The organism is Streptomyces sp. NBC_01017, from assembly GCF_045162795.1.
GTDB lineage: Bacteria > Actinomycetota > Actinomycetes > Streptomycetales > Streptomycetaceae > Streptomyces > Streptomyces machairae.
On record NZ_CP108683.1, the window covers coordinates 522,393 to 536,247 of the forward strand.

Consider the following 13,855-nt stretch of genomic DNA (forward strand, 5'->3'; position numbering starts at 1 on the left):
AGTTGTGGAAGCCTGCGGAAACTACGCGAATCCGGACCCCAATTCTCGATCGGCCACCTTGGAACAGGACACGTGCGCATGGTGTGCCACTGGTGGGAGGGGACGCGCAGGCACCAGCGTTGGAAGTGGAGGGGAAACGTTCGCCCTCACCGGGGAGGGTGCCGTGTGGGCTGAGCGCTCGTCAGGCCGAGGCCCGGCCGGTGATAGCAGCGAGAACGGCGATGGTCGTGCTGGCTGCCTTTACGGTTGTCGCCGCGGCAGCGTCGGTCGTTTGCCGACGTGACCAGGCCGGGGGCTCGACGGGGCATCGAGCGGCCACCGCGCGAAACTGAAGCGGGGACCGGCCCTGCAAGGGCCCAGGGTGGTGGGAGGTGTTCCACCAGGCCACCCAGTCCGACAGGCGGGTGGTGAAGTCCTCGAAGTCGTCCAGGAGCACTTCGTCCGCCGCCGCGCCCGGCGCCGGCCCGACCGGGGCTGGCGTACACAGCCGGGCAGCGCGGCAAGGAACATCGACTCCACCGCCCGGTTCAGCCCCTCCACCGCGCCTTTCAGGTGCGGCGTGTACGGGGGCAGGTCCTCGACGGTGACGTCGAGAGCGTTGAACGCGGCGGTCACCGTCCTCGGTAGGAAGTCCTTGCCCTGGTCCATGCGGACCTTTTCGGGCAGGCCGCCCGGGGGCCGGAACGGCTCCTGGCGCGCCACCGCAGCGCGCAGCGCAGCGTCGGGATCGACGGGGGCGGACCACCCTCGCCGCGTGAGCGGTCAGCTCACGGTGGACAGCGGCAAATTTTCCCCTTCCCCAGCCCGAGCAGAGCCCTCACTTCCACGGTGACGGTGAACCGCCCTGGATACGCAGACCGCTCCCCCGGTGCCCGGACTACACCCTCGTCCTGTTCAGCCGCGGCCAGCCACCGCCACACTGCCCGCTCTCGCACACTCAAGGCGTCCGCCGCCACCCTCTCACGTGGTGGTGAGCTTCCCCTCCCGGCGCAGAGCCAGCAGGCGTCGAGAGGCGTACCGCCTGTCCCCGCAACGCCCGGACCGACACAGCCGGCAAAGCGGCTTGGGCACCAGCACCCGCCACAGCCGGGTCCCACGCTTCCTGGTCCACCCCCACGATCACACCAATCCCCACCCGGCCCATGGATCAGAACTCACGAAACTGACAGCGTCACACACCCCCGAGACAGCGATCCTCTACCGATCTCTCAAGACCAAGACGGTGATCCCAGACCCGAAAAAAAACCTGCCCGGCCAGAACACGCCAGAGCCCACTGTCTCGTACACCACCACCCTCTAACCGAGACATCGCAACCACCCCCTCAGCCCCGAAGGCTGCCCTTTCAAGACTGCTCACCTCGGCCGTCCGGGAACAGACTTGAGCCGACCACGGTCGAGGGCAGCCGAACCCAGGAGGTTCCACCATGGAGATGATCAAACCGGTCCGCCAATCCAGCCCGCCAAAAATCACCGTAGACAATCAGGAGTGGATCAGAGCGGAAACCGAAAACAAGACATGGAGTTTTTACAAGGCGGAGAACAAACCTTTTCACATCTCCGTCGAAAATAAATCCGGGAAAGCGCACGCTTCTCCTGATGGGATCGACAACGTCCTGTCGGGCAAGACTCTGCACGTTTACGAGGCCGGGCCGGTGGTGAATTATGTGGCCACAGGGCTGCAGGAGCAGGTTGGCGAGTGGCTGGCCGATGAAGACGAGATGCGCAAAATCTGCAGGCTTTTCCGGGAGGAATGGCCGGACGCCATGGAAAAGATGCATGCCACACACCAGACCGAGCTTCAACAGTACAACGAGTGGCTGACCGAACAGAAGAATAACTGGCCCAAGACGAAAGAAGAGGAAGCGGCGGAGGCGCTGAAGGAGAGCGAGAGGAGGAGAAGCCTGGCAAGAATTCTAAAGAATACATCGGAGGTGGGGCAGGTCGAGAGAGTGACCCCCACCGCCTGGATGGTCAGGTATGGGGAGCACCTGTACGCGCTTCCTGCTTCAGCAATCAACACCGCCATGATCAAAGGGAAGTGGACAGAAAAGGCGTTCTCCATGGCGGCGCACGGAGATTTCATCGTCATCAAACGGCACACCGTGCCGTTCATTGTCGCGAAACGGCGACTGAAAAAAGAACTGATTGTCGATGAAATCCTCCAGCGAATACTGGAGCTACCCGAGGCGGAACTTTCCTACGGCATGCTGCGCACACCCGGACAGAACTACAGAGTCACACCCATGCAGAAGAAAATACTCATCAGTATTTCGCGGGAGATTTCACGGAATTTCGATCCCGCCCAGACACCGGCGGTCTTCAGGGTCGAGATACGAAACAAAACATACGTGGTGCAGCCCACGCATCCAAAACTTGGGCTTCAGACCGAAGCACAATGGAATGACTGGATCAAGAGTCTTCCCGAGGCCGAACTGAAAGGCGAGGTCGTAACCCTGCCGAGCGGGCAACAATACATTTGGAAGGGGGTATGGCCGGACGAGCCCACCGAGAAGGGGCCCGGATACCACAGAATCCTTGCATCCGACGGCGTCTTCATTGCCCAAATCGACAAACCCGACTTTTTCATCAAGGTGCACCCGAAAAAGGGGCTGGCTCACACCTGGATGGACACGCTACCCAAGGCGGTCGGAAGGCTGCTTCCCCACGGCACGCTGACCCTGAACGTCGGCGAGGGTAAAGAGATGTACGTGGTCGCCCGAGGTTATCACGAAAAACTCCTGCAGCTGTCACAGCGCACCCTTCCGGGAACCCCGGGATGTTTCAAGTTCGACCCATCGAACATAGGCGTCAGTCTGCCCCCGGTGGCCATCGATCCTGCCGCGCACCCCGATCTGCTGAGAACAAAGACGAGATGGGAAGAAATCCTTAAAAGTATCCCGTCCGTGAAAATGGACAATACATCCATCTCCATAAATCTCGGATCCGAAGGCTGCGAGATGCATTTTGCACTACCAAAAAAACTACCCGAGCACGACCTGACGCGGAATTTGTCAGAGTGCTACACCATGAAAAAGGGAGGGGAAACTCTGATCGTCGATCCGCGCAGCCAGAAAAAGGAATTCGGAGTGAGCTTCATATTGACCTCACCGAAAGTGAAGAAGTGGATCGAAGGTCTTCCGCGTGCCGCATACTCATCGCGAACGGCCACCGTACGGTTCGGCTCCGAAACCATTTCATACACGATGACCGAGGCTACCTGGATAAAGATAGCCAGGCAGTCCGAGGCCGAGGTAATCGCGGTAGGCACTCCGGGATGCTTCGTAGTGACAGTGAAAGGCGTGATGACAGGGCTCGCCGTCAACCGACGCAATCCCTTGCTGGTGTCGTCGGCCGCCTGGAATGCATGGGTCACGGGACTACCGAGGGCCGAAATGATCAACTCCATCTCGGGCGATCTGTGTATCTACGCTGTCGGTCACGGACCGGCGACGCAGGTGTTCGAAGTCGACATGTCGCTGTACAAGGAGCCCCCATGCGGTTCGGTCGACTGCTTCGTCGTGGGCTCCGAAGACAATCCCCGTCCCGTCTCGAAGCGTGCCGCGTTTGCGAGAGAGCTGGATCCGGCTTCCAGGGAGCTGACGAGCCTCCCGGCAATCCGGGAGCGCATGTCGATGTTCTCCGAGGAGTCCCATGCCTATGTGAGGGAGCAGCGGGAACTCAACCGGCAGGGCTTCACGCTCCCCACGGACGGAACCGGCGACAGCCTGTTCTCCGAGGAGACCCACGCCTACGTGAGGGAGCAGCGGGAACTCAACCAGCAGAACCTCACGCTCCCCGCGGACGGAACCGGCGACAGCCTGAGCATGACGCATGTCTCCCTGCACAACGACGCTCTCCTGCAGGATGCGCCCTTCAACGGAGTGGACGATGGGGGCAGCCCTTCAGGAAACCCTCTGTGGGCCTACTTCACCGGAACCATGTTGGTGATGTACGGAGACACCAGTTTCTACAACAGCGCGGATCTGTACAGTCGCTTCCAGAACAGCAACGGCCAGTGGGTCCAAGTTTTCCTCTACAAGGTGGCGGACGAAAACCAGGCAGGCTACAGACTCATGGTCGGCGACCTACCCGCCGAGCATGAGCAGACCTTCCGGGACTACATGACGGACCATATGACGAACTACGCCCCCGACGTCCGGATCGACTTCATGTGACCCGCACATGGCTCGCCCGGTGCTCGACCCCAGGCGCCTTTGCGGGGGTGTCTAATCAACGGCGGATCCGATGATCAAGAAGACGCCTCGTGAGCGAGACCATTGTGGAAAACGAGGCCATCGAGGAGCCGGTCGTCGAGTCGGCTGCGGAGGCGGTGTCGCACGAGCAGTTGGTTGGTCGCGATGCCGGTCGACCGAGCCCGCAGTGACGGGCTGCCGCTGACCGGTGAGGGTGGGCTGCAGCAGCAGCTGACCAAGCGGTCCCGGAGTCCGCCCTGGAGGGCGAGGTCACCGGCCAAGCGCGGAGCGACAAGCCCGACGCGACGGACCGGAACACTGGCAAACAGCCGCAAGAGCACGCGGACGAAGACCGTGCTCACCGACTTCGGCCCGGTCGAGCTGAAGGAGCCGCGGGACGTGGCTGGCCCGTTCGAGCCGCAGATCGTCAACAAGCGGCAACGCTGCCTAACCGGGGAGGATCCCCGTTCTCGCGGACAAGGCCTACCAGGGAGCCGGTGCAACGTCGCGACACCAGTCAAACGCCGGCCGCGCCGTGAACTCACCATCAAGCAGAAGCCCGTCAACCGGGCACACGCCCGACTGCGCTCACCAGCAGAGCGATCCTTCGCGAGACTCAAGACCTGGCGGATCTTCCGCATAGCCCGCGTCAGCCCCAACCACCTCACGTCAAGGGTCAAAGCCGTCCTCACCCTGGAGAAGCAACGCTGAAGAAGCTCAATGTCCGCGAAGGGCCTCACCCACGGTGAGATATCCGCATATCTGGCCGAGGTGTACGGAGCCGACGTTTCCCAGCAGACCTACACCACGAAGTGGGACGCCATCGGCGGCAGGGGTCTCCACCCCTGCCCGGTTATGTAGTGGTGCCTCGTTGCGCACGAGTCCGGTATTCCACACCGCACGGCAGATGTTCCCAAACTCCTCACACATTGCAGCTGCTCGGCAGTGAGCTCGTGCCGGTACCTGCGGCTGGAAGGCACCAGGACACCCCCTCTCGAAACAACGTGATCACCATAGTGGGAGGCCACTGACAACTCAGTGAACTCCGCCTCTGCGCGGCTCCGTTACAAGAATGAGCCCCCCTGAAGGACGGGGCCTGCGCTCAAGAAAACCGATCATCGAAGCTCCGTTGTTTGCAGGCGAGTTGGTAGCTCACCTACACCAACGGAGCTTCGGCGTACCCGGTCACTCCCCCGTCGACCAGCACGTTCACAAGATCACGACGACCTTTACAAGAGCTCTGACCTGCACCTGCCTCACCCCCTGTCCGAGCAGCGGCAGCCTGCATCCGCCGCGCCTCTCGCTCAGCCGGCCCGCAACGCGCTGCATTCGATTTCCCCATACCGCCCTCATGCGCCCTGACAGATCGTCAAGAACAGCCTTAAAGATCAGCAGCCGCGACTCAGCGAGTTCAACCTGAGTACGTTCAAGCATAGAAAATCGCCGTCCAAGATCAAGGCTGAACGTACCGCGTTCGTGCACTTCCGAGTGCCCGATCGCCTGCTCGAACTGGGAGTGACACCCGCACGCCTCCGGAAGTGTAATGGCAGGACCGGTCCGGGCGGTCCCGTTGTCCGAAGCGAAAGAGATTGCCGCGGAAAAGCCAAGCCGGTACCAGTGCACGGGGAAACGTCAAACGGTTTAACAACAAAGGACTACGGCCGCATCTCGCAGAAAGAGGTGGCGCTCATATTATCGCGCGCTTCATCGCCATTCTTGGTAAGGGGTCGCGCCGGACCTTGAAACATCCTCGGATTTAATCACGCCTGTGTCCGTACCGATGCGGGTCGCCATCCACTGCAGGAGCGCCAGACGCCTCCCCAGCCGCCCGCTGGTGTGTGGATCGCCTGGCGCCACGCACTGATAAGCGCACCGCAAGTGACGGTGCACCGAAAAGTAGGGAATCTGATTGTGGGACAGTTTAACGATTTGCGCGATGTTGCACAGCTGTACGACGAGAAAACCCGCGGCTCCAACAGCGCGATGAACCTGGCGCTTGCCTCCCAGGATGGACTGTTCTTCAACCACAACGGGCTGCATGGCGGGGAGATCGGTGACGTACCCAAGATCGCTGACGACGAAGGGCGGCTGCAGCTGGTACATGCAATGGAGCTCGAGTTGGTGCGCGTCGGCCAGGAATACCTAGGCGATATAGGGCCGGGCGCGGTCGTGCTCGACGCAGGGTGCGGCGCCGGCGGCGGCGCGATCGTCATGCACAAGAACTACGGGTGCGCCGTCGAGGGCGTGACGCTGTCCCTCGAGCAAGCGCGGTTCGGCCAGGAGGCGGCGGCCGCGCATGGGGTTAGCGCCCACGTCCAGTTCACGGTCGGCGACATGGGCGGGTACGCCGAAGCGGCGGGACCGTTCGATGCCGTGTGGGCGTGCGAGTCAACCGAACATGTCGATGACCTGGAGAAGCTGTTCCGGTCGTTCCGCCGCGCACTGAAGCCGCGCGGCCGCATCGTGGTGATCGCGTGGTGCGCGGGGAGCGGAGCCGAAGCCGACAAAATGAAGGAGACGGTCGACCGGCACTACCTGACGAACATCAGCCCACCGGCGGAGTACCGGCGCGCTGCTACGGCGGCCGGGCTGACGGTGACCAACGAGGTCGACCTGACGGCGCCATGCGTGCCCTATTGGCAAGTGCGGTCGACGTCAGACAAGGCGACCGGGAGCGAGAAGTTCATGCTGCCGGCGTTCTCGTCGAGCCTGCTGACGTACAATTTGTTCGTGCTGGAGGCATGACCTCTCGCGCCCGCGGTGGCCGCCCCATATAGCCGCTTGGCCGCGATCCTTCGCTGAACGGCAGATTCCAGGGGTCGTTGCAACACGTATCGTGTTGATCAAGCTGTGATCAGTTTATGCAGGCGCTCGGCCGGGGTTTCCCAGTCGAGCGTTTTGCGTGGGCGGCCGTTGATCTCGGCAGTCACGGCATCAAGATGCTCTGGGGTGTGAACGCTCAGGTCGGTGCTCTTGCGACGGCCGGTGACCCGGCCCATGATCTTGGGCACTTCCGTTGCTTAAAGTTTCAGTGACTCTCAGCTTTCCAGACGCTTCCGTCTGGAAGGTCCGTGTCGGTGTCACCCCTGCGTGGGGTGCGCTTCGGTGTCCTGACGAAGGTCTCCCGTTTCTCTTTGCCGCTGCTGCGGCAGGCTCGCGCCACCTGCCCGCCCGCTGGACGTCGGCGAGAAGACCAACGAGATCATGTGCTCCAGCCGCTGCTGGACACCGTCGCCGACCTGGCCGGCGCCGTAGTCACCAGCGACGCGATGCACCCCCAGCGCGAGCATGCCGACTACCTCCTCGCCAAGGGCGCCCACTACATCGCGATCGTCAAAGGCAACCAGAAGAAGCTGCACCGCCGCCTCAAGTCCCTTCCCTGGAAGGACATCCCGCTTCAGTGACGCACCCGGGGCATCGGCCACGGCCACTCAGGGATCCGCCGGATCAAGGTCGCCACCGTGAACAGCTCCCCGGGGGCCCGGCGGGCCGTCCAGATCAAGCGCCGGCGCACCGACCTCAAGACCGGCAAGACCGCCGTCAAGACGGTCTACGCCGTCACCAACCTGACCGCCGAGCAGGCCACCACGTCCCAGGTCGCCGAACTCGTCCGCGACCACTGGAAGATCGAGGCCCTGCACCATGCCCGCGACACCACCGTCGCTGGACGCCTCCCAGCTACGGACCGGCAACACGCCCCGCGCGATGGCCACCTGGCGCAACCTCACCATCGGAGCCCTCCGCACGGCCGGAGTGGAGAACATCACGGCCGGCCTCCGCCGCAACACCCGCCGCACCCTCGCACTACCGGGCCTCGGATGATCACGAACCGGACGTCATCACGCAACTACGCCGAAGCCCTGCGCCTGGGCCCAGTTCATCCCCTTCCTTCAATTCGACACCGAAATAAGGCGAGCTATATGCGCGACCAACGCCATCGAGCCGGTGAACGCGCCCATCCGCACGGCTGTCCTCGCTCGTGGGCACTTCCGAACAAGCAGACAGCGATCAAGTGCATCTACATGGCCATCATGAGCCTGGACCCCACCAGGCAGGGACGCAAGCGCTGGTCACAGCGCTGGAAGGCCGCTCTCAACGCCTTCGAGATCACCTTCGACGGTCGGCTCTCCCTCGCCTGCCTCTGAATCCCCAACAACTCCAGAAACACCGTTCACGGGACAGACCCTCACCAACAGTCACATTCCATCTGAATTACACACAATCGAATCCTGCTCAAGAATTCGAGGCCAACTACAGGAACATATCGAGCCAAGGACACCACTAATGAAATATCCACCCCAACCCATTCAAATAGATCGACGTCTCCCGAGCGGACTGAATTTCCGGCAAGAAGTACGCGACCTTGAACCTGAGTCGACCATCAATGAAAATACTTTCAAGTTCGTGAGGACCGAACTCGCCAAGCGTCTCAATGTCGAAATACCTCGGAATGCGCATGACGATGTTAGACGTAACCCTCTTACGGGTCAGCAGTACCATTTGCCGCAGGCTAGGCTGCATTTTGTCGATATCTATCGCATGAGCGGATTTCTCGACCACCTCCGTCGACCAGTCCGGATCAAGAATGGCAATATCGGCCGTGATGGAATTCAGCAATTCTTCGTCCAGCACGTCTCCGGCTATGAATTCAATTCTATCTTCTACACCATACGTCTCGGCGTTTCGCTTGGCGCATTCCAGGCGGCGAGGGTCAATGTCTACGCCTGTGACTCTTGGAATGAATCGTGCGACCTGGATTGCCAATGCGCCTACGGCTGTACACAGCTCCACGCATGATTGATAACGTGCGAGGCGCTTGGCTATGTGAAGGGCAGCAACTTCTTGAACACTCATATAGAGAGCAACGTTGTCGCCCAACATTGTCTTAGAGAATTTCTTTTCTTGCATGATTGCAGTATACGGTTGTTCCGCCGCATCAGCCACGTCAGGGGTTCCCGAAGTCACCTGATCTCGGATTGTCATGATCAGGTGAGGTTCAGGAGGTCAGGGCGACTCCGTTGCATAATTCGTGTGCTTAGGCTGTGAGTTGGTACCGGTAGTTCGTTTAACCCGGCAGTAGAGTTGGCTTTCTCCCCATCCTGAAGGGCAGGGGGAGGAAGTCAACGTCTTATTCCGGTCCCGCGGCGCCAGCAGCCCGGTCAGATACTCACGAAGCCCCCGCGCTGGGCCAGGCTGACGAAGAGGTCATCGAACCGGGCCGCGTGCCCCTTCACCGGACGGTCCCGGTGCAGGCGGACACGGACGGCGGGTAGTCATCTTCAGCCCCCATCATGGCAATTGACTCGCTACCACCAGTTCCACTCCAAAGTAGACTCTCTCTGACGTTTCCGCTGGTCATCGGGGGATGCCGAGGAGGTCGAGCGGGGCGCTGAAGGGCTCGTAGGACAGGTCACGGACGGCTCCGGTCGTGCTCGTGGCACCGGCGGCACGTAGCCGTTCGAGGGTGGTGTTGCGCAGGGTCGCCATGTTCTCGGGGCTGTGGCCGGTGCGGATCTGGGAACGGTCTTCGCGACAGAGAGTGTCGCGCACATAGTGGATCTTGTTTTCGATGTGCCGGTGGCCGCGCAGGCCCAGGGCGATGTCGTAGGGTTTCGCCCGGCGTGCGGACAGGCCAGTGATGACGTGGAAGGTCTCGTGGGTGCGCCTGCCCGTCACGTGTCCATCCGGTGCCGGGTGATCCGGGCGGCCTGGCGGGCATCGGGGAAGTCCAGGTGGGAGACGGAAAGTACCTGCACGACCCGGGTCTCCTTCCGGCCGTGGCCCTCGGTGCGGTCACAGTACTTCGCGGTGGCCTTGTCCCAGGGCAGGCGGCGGCAACTGGCGCAGAAAATGCGCTGGTTGAGCTTGACGGTGAGCAGGTAGCGGGTCTTCTTGTCCTGGACCGGGAACCGCACGGTGTCCGTCTGGGTGTGCAGTGCGTCCACGCCCACGCACACGCCTTCATGTCGAGCGATGCCGAGCACGTCGCGCAGGCAGGGAATCCCGTTGGTCTTGTCATGGATCCGCAGCCGGGCGCTGACCTGGTCATCCTGGTCGATGACAGCCAGCAGATGAGCCGCGGTCCGGGCCCGGGTGCGCGAGCCCCGGGCACTCTTGCCGTCCGCCGCAACCGCACGGGGCGGGCCTGCTCCGCATCGGCGGGCCGCGACAGCGCGGCCACACCGCCGGAGTGAAGCTGCCCGATGATGCGGCGGACAATGTCCATCGACGCGGCCGGCCGCACCCCCCAGCGCCGCGGACCGGTAAGCCCAGCCGGCCAGGCCGTCCTGGAACCGGCCCTACGGCCAACCCGCACTGTCGTCAACCCAAATACCGACGAGTTCGATGAACTACCGGCACGTACCTCTCTGTGCAATATCGGCTGCCCTGAAGAGCGGCCTAAGGGGATTATCTAAGCTTTTCCCATGTGATCAACTAGGCGCCAATCGACATCTGCTCCCGCATCTCTCGCAGGACCCAGCACTAATAATCGATAAAACTGGATCGACCGAAAGGCATCTCTAACATGTCCAACTTTCGCGTCTTTATGCTGATCGGACCAACGGGAGTAGGGAAAACGCGGCGCTCCGTAGCCCTTGGGCAGCAACACCGTTCGCCAGTCGTAGCGCTTGATCGCCTGCAGTGCCACCCGGACTTGGCGGTGGGATCCGGTCGACCAGAAGCCGCCGGCCTGGCGGGGACTGAACGCATCTACCTGGACGACAATCGTCCGGTAGGTGTCGGACTCCTTCCTCCCGAGGCAGCAGTAGAACGAGTTGCGGCCCTGGTGCATCACCATCGCAGCTCTGGGGGTGAACATCTGATCTTCGAGGGAGGCTCAATATCGATATTGCAGGAACTCGCCAAGCGTGATGATTGGTCAGCTGGAATAGACCTTCATGTTTCACTACTCCTGGAGAAGAGCTACATAGAATATGACAGAAATATGCAGACGCGCATCGGAGAAATGCTTGGGTATACAGGCGATGCACCCACCCTTATTGGAGAGCTGCGAGCGCTGTGGCTCGACTCTGCAGCCATGTCGGTACTGAGAAAACTAATGACGTATAGCGCAATCATTGATTTCTGCGAGAGGGAAGGATTGGACCTTACTGAGATGAACAGCACAGCCGAGGCTGCATTTCGCTTTACCTTCTTCCGGATCATTTATCGCGAATTCATGAACCATGCTGAACGGCAGCGCTGCGAGATAGCTGCAGTTTTGGACACATTCGCCGAACGTGGATGCGGTGTGGATAACATCCTTATGTAGCTGAGAAATTTGATGATTGCAGATTTCGCCGATTCCGAAAGAGAGCCACCGATGAACGATTGCGGAAATGGGATTGTCCCTCTAGATTCCGAAGTAATGTGCTCGGTATCCGACGGCAGCTCGGCTCGCCACCGACGGGTAAGTCGCCAAGAAGATCTGCTGGCGCTCTTGTCTGCGTGCGATGCCGTGGTACCGCAAATTCCCAATCTCACCTGGATCGGGGATCTGCAACAGGGGGATGGGGGTAAGGGCGCCATGGTAGATCGGCTAGCGCCCTTTCATCACATCATCGTGCGCGTTCAGGGAGGAGAAAATGCAGGGCACACAACCTCGTTCATCAACGAGAAGAATGAGACTGTTGTACTGAAAAACCATCTCATCCCTTCCGGTCTCCGACACCCTGGAACGGTGGGAGTCATTACCGGGGGCGTCCTCGTTAATCCCGAGAAGCTCCTCACCGAGATTGATGAAATGGACTCCGAAGGGTTTGATGTTTCGGGTAGAATTTTTCTTAGCGACCGCGCTCACCTGGTCCTTCCAATGCACCGTCTTGTTGACCATCTGCAAGAGGCAAATCGGGGTCAAGAAGGGGCAATCGGGACCACCAAACGGGGAATCGGCCCGGCGAACGTCAGCAGGGCCAATCGGACTGGGGTACGGGTTTGCGATCTTGAGGACATGGAAACTGTCCGTCTCCGATTGCAAGAAAATGCCCGTCTTTTTGGGCTGCCGTCCGGCTCTGTGCATGAAAATTACGCATGGTTGTCGACGTTTCGGGATAAAGTGCTCGCGATCGCCGTCGACTCGGTCCGCCTTCTGGAAGTCGCCACAGAAGAAGGATATTCGATTCTATTTGAGGGTGCGCAGGGTCCGCTTATTGACATAGACCACGGAAACTACCCCTTTGTGACTACGTGTCCAACCACATTTCATGCCGTAGGGAGCAGCACGGGAATCGACTCCTCGCAAATCCATCACAGGATAGGGGTCCTCAAGACGTATCAAACGATGGTGGGGAATGGCGCGTTCGTAACTGAGGACACCGGAGCCCTAGGTGACAGGCTACGGACGGTAGGCAAGGAGAGCGGGACGACCACAGGCCGGCCGCGCCGCTGCGGATGGCTCGATCTCCCCCATGCGCTCTGGGCCTCCAGACGCAATAAGTGTACAAGTGTCGCCCTGACAAAGCTCGACGTGCTGGATGAATTCTCCAGCATTGGAGTTTGTACTGGCTACGCTTACCACGGGGAAGAGGATCTGGAATTCAGGCCGGACGAAAAGTACCTAAGTGAATGCACTCCGATCTATCGATTCTTTCCCGGATGGCTCACTTCGACAAACGGTGTAGCCCGGTATAGCGAGTTGCCGGTGCAAGCACAGAATCTAGTTGACTATATCTCGGACTACCTGAATTTGCCTGTCAGTTCGGTCACTACAGGTCCACGAGATCAGGATATACTTGTTCGGCCTGGGGGAGAAATTGAGACCATCTACTCCTCCAGAAGTTCCCGGAGAGATATCCCGGTGAAGGAACGAGTAGTAGTTTTTTGCGGAGCGGCCGAAGGCGGGCGTCCTGAGTTCCAGCAGATGGCGGCTGAGCTGGGTATCGAGTGTGCGAAGCAAGGAATATCAGTCGTGTACGGCGGAGGTGGTTCGGGGATCATGGGATCTTTGGCCGACGCTGTCCTGGCAGCAGAAGGGGAGATCATTGGAGTGACTTTGGATGAGCCCATAGTTCGAGAGCTTACACGGTCGGGCCTAAGTGAGCTGATAAGTGTCCCCGATATGCACGACCGCGGCCTTCGTATGCAGAGTCTGGCAGATGCATTTATCGTGCTTCCGGGAGGCTACGGTACATTTCAGGAACTTCTCTACACCATAACATCGGCCCAGCTAGGTCTGCATAGAAAGCCTATCGTGCTCTTGGATGATACCGGTTATTTTGAACCATTCTTCGCCCTCCTCGAGCATGTTCGCTGCAATGGTTTCATTGACGCAGGCAGTCAATTGGCGGTCCGTGCGACGACAGTGAAGGACGCTCTGCGTATTGCCTGTCAATCTAGTAACTCCTAGTGGCCCCGTGATCCGGTTTATGCTGGCTCGCGCTATTGTTGACGAGTTTCCTTAGTTCGTCTGGACGACGCAGACCCTGACGAGGATCTCGCCGGGCCGGCAGTCACGGTCCAGATGAAGGGTTTGGCGTTCACGTTCCACGAGTCGATATAATCGCGGATCTTTGTTCAGAACATGGACGCTGGAGAAGGTCCCGCGGCGGATTACCTGTCGAGTGATGATCTCGAATTGAATCTCATTCTGGTTCAGCGATGGGGGCGAAGTGTCCGCAGCGGCATCATGTGCCTTCCCGCTGCCGCAGGTCGGCCGGTTCGGC

Annotated in this window: 11 protein-coding genes and 4 pseudogenes; 10 read left to right on the top strand and 5 right to left on the bottom strand. The window is 60.3% G+C overall.

The window, feature by feature from the left end; translation table 11 throughout:
• The first annotated feature begins 1,424 nt into the window (after positions 1-1,424).
• From OG331_RS02665 to OG331_RS02685, 5 genes and pseudogenes are all read left to right on the top strand, one after another.
• Positions 1,425-4,175 (top strand): hypothetical protein, encoded by a 2,751-nt coding sequence (locus OG331_RS02665; RefSeq protein WP_406191220.1) that lies wholly within the window; start codon positions 1,425-1,427, stop codon positions 4,173-4,175.
• A gap of 89 nt (positions 4,176-4,264) precedes the next feature.
• A pseudogene (locus OG331_RS02670) lies at positions 4,265-4,655 on the top strand (transposase); the annotation flags it as partial.
• Between the two features lie 99 nt (positions 4,656-4,754).
• Positions 4,755-4,829 (top strand): annotated as a pseudogene (locus tag OG331_RS02675) (hypothetical protein); the annotation flags it as partial.
• A gap of 84 nt (positions 4,830-4,913) precedes the next feature.
• Positions 4,914-5,054 (top strand): hypothetical protein, encoded by a 141-nt coding sequence (locus OG331_RS02680; RefSeq protein WP_406210898.1) that lies wholly within the window; start codon positions 4,914-4,916, stop codon positions 5,052-5,054.
• 1,050 nt (positions 5,055-6,104) lie between these two features.
• On the top strand, positions 6,105-6,938 hold the full coding sequence (locus OG331_RS02685; RefSeq protein WP_406191222.1) for a methyltransferase domain-containing protein: 834 nt from the start codon (positions 6,105-6,107) through the stop codon (positions 6,936-6,938).
• A gap of 98 nt (positions 6,939-7,036) precedes the next feature.
• Here OG331_RS02685 and OG331_RS02690 read toward each other — a convergent pair.
• Positions 7,037-7,168, bottom strand: a pseudogene (locus OG331_RS02690) (IS30 family transposase); the annotation flags it as partial.
• A gap of 231 nt (positions 7,169-7,399) precedes the next feature.
• On the opposite strand from OG331_RS02690, the gene OG331_RS02695 reads away from it, so the two are divergent.
• Positions 7,400-7,597 carry a hypothetical protein gene (locus OG331_RS02695; RefSeq protein ID WP_406191224.1) on the top strand — a complete coding sequence of 66 codons (198 nt, stop codon included), beginning with the start codon at positions 7,400-7,402 and terminating at the stop codon, positions 7,595-7,597.
• Positions 7,598-7,624: 27 nt separating this feature from the next.
• Here OG331_RS02695 and OG331_RS02700 read toward each other — a convergent pair whose 3' ends face one another.
• The gene (locus OG331_RS02700) at positions 7,625-7,837 is read right to left on the bottom strand and encodes a hypothetical protein (protein WP_406191226.1); all 213 of its coding nucleotides are present in this window, start codon (positions 7,835-7,837) and stop codon (positions 7,625-7,627) included.
• Here OG331_RS02700 and OG331_RS02705 point away from each other — a divergent pair.
• Both OG331_RS02705 and OG331_RS02710 read left to right on the top strand, forming a co-directional pair.
• Positions 7,836-8,015, top strand: coding sequence for a hypothetical protein (locus OG331_RS02705; RefSeq protein ID WP_406191228.1), 180 nt, complete (start codon positions 7,836-7,838; stop codon positions 8,013-8,015). The genes OG331_RS02700 and OG331_RS02705 overlap by 2 nt on opposite strands.
• A gap of 42 nt (positions 8,016-8,057) precedes the next feature.
• Positions 8,058-8,338: pseudogene (locus tag OG331_RS02710) on the top strand (transposase); the annotation flags it as partial.
• A gap of 136 nt (positions 8,339-8,474) precedes the next feature.
• On the opposite strand, the gene OG331_RS02715 reads toward OG331_RS02710, so the two are convergent.
• The 3 genes from OG331_RS02715 to OG331_RS02725 form a co-directional block, all read right to left on the bottom strand.
• The gene (locus OG331_RS02715; RefSeq protein ID WP_406191230.1) at positions 8,475-9,101 is read right to left on the bottom strand and encodes a methyltransferase domain-containing protein; all 627 of its coding nucleotides are present in this window, start codon (positions 9,099-9,101) and stop codon (positions 8,475-8,477) included.
• 447 nt (positions 9,102-9,548) lie between these two features.
• Positions 9,549-9,869: a hypothetical protein gene (locus tag OG331_RS02720; protein ID WP_406191232.1), complete on the bottom strand. Its 321-nt coding sequence runs from the start codon at positions 9,867-9,869 to the stop codon at positions 9,549-9,551.
• A complete protein-coding gene (locus OG331_RS02725; RefSeq protein WP_406191234.1) occupies positions 9,866-10,144 on the bottom strand; it encodes a hypothetical protein in 279 nt (92 codons plus the stop codon). Before OG331_RS02725 ends, OG331_RS02720 begins: the two co-directional genes overlap by 4 nt.
• Positions 10,145-10,719: 575 nt before the next feature.
• Between OG331_RS02725 and OG331_RS02730 the strand changes: the two genes are divergently transcribed.
• The gene (locus OG331_RS02730; RefSeq protein WP_406191236.1) at positions 10,720-11,466 is read left to right on the top strand and encodes an isopentenyl transferase family protein; all 747 of its coding nucleotides are present in this window, start codon (positions 10,720-10,722) and stop codon (positions 11,464-11,466) included.
• Positions 11,467-11,562: 96 nt separating this feature from the next.
• The gene (locus tag OG331_RS02735; RefSeq protein ID WP_406209645.1) at positions 11,563-13,539 is read left to right on the top strand and encodes a TIGR00730 family Rossman fold protein; all 1,977 of its coding nucleotides are present in this window, start codon (positions 11,563-11,565) and stop codon (positions 13,537-13,539) included.
• The last annotated feature ends 316 nt before the right edge of the window (positions 13,540-13,855 follow it).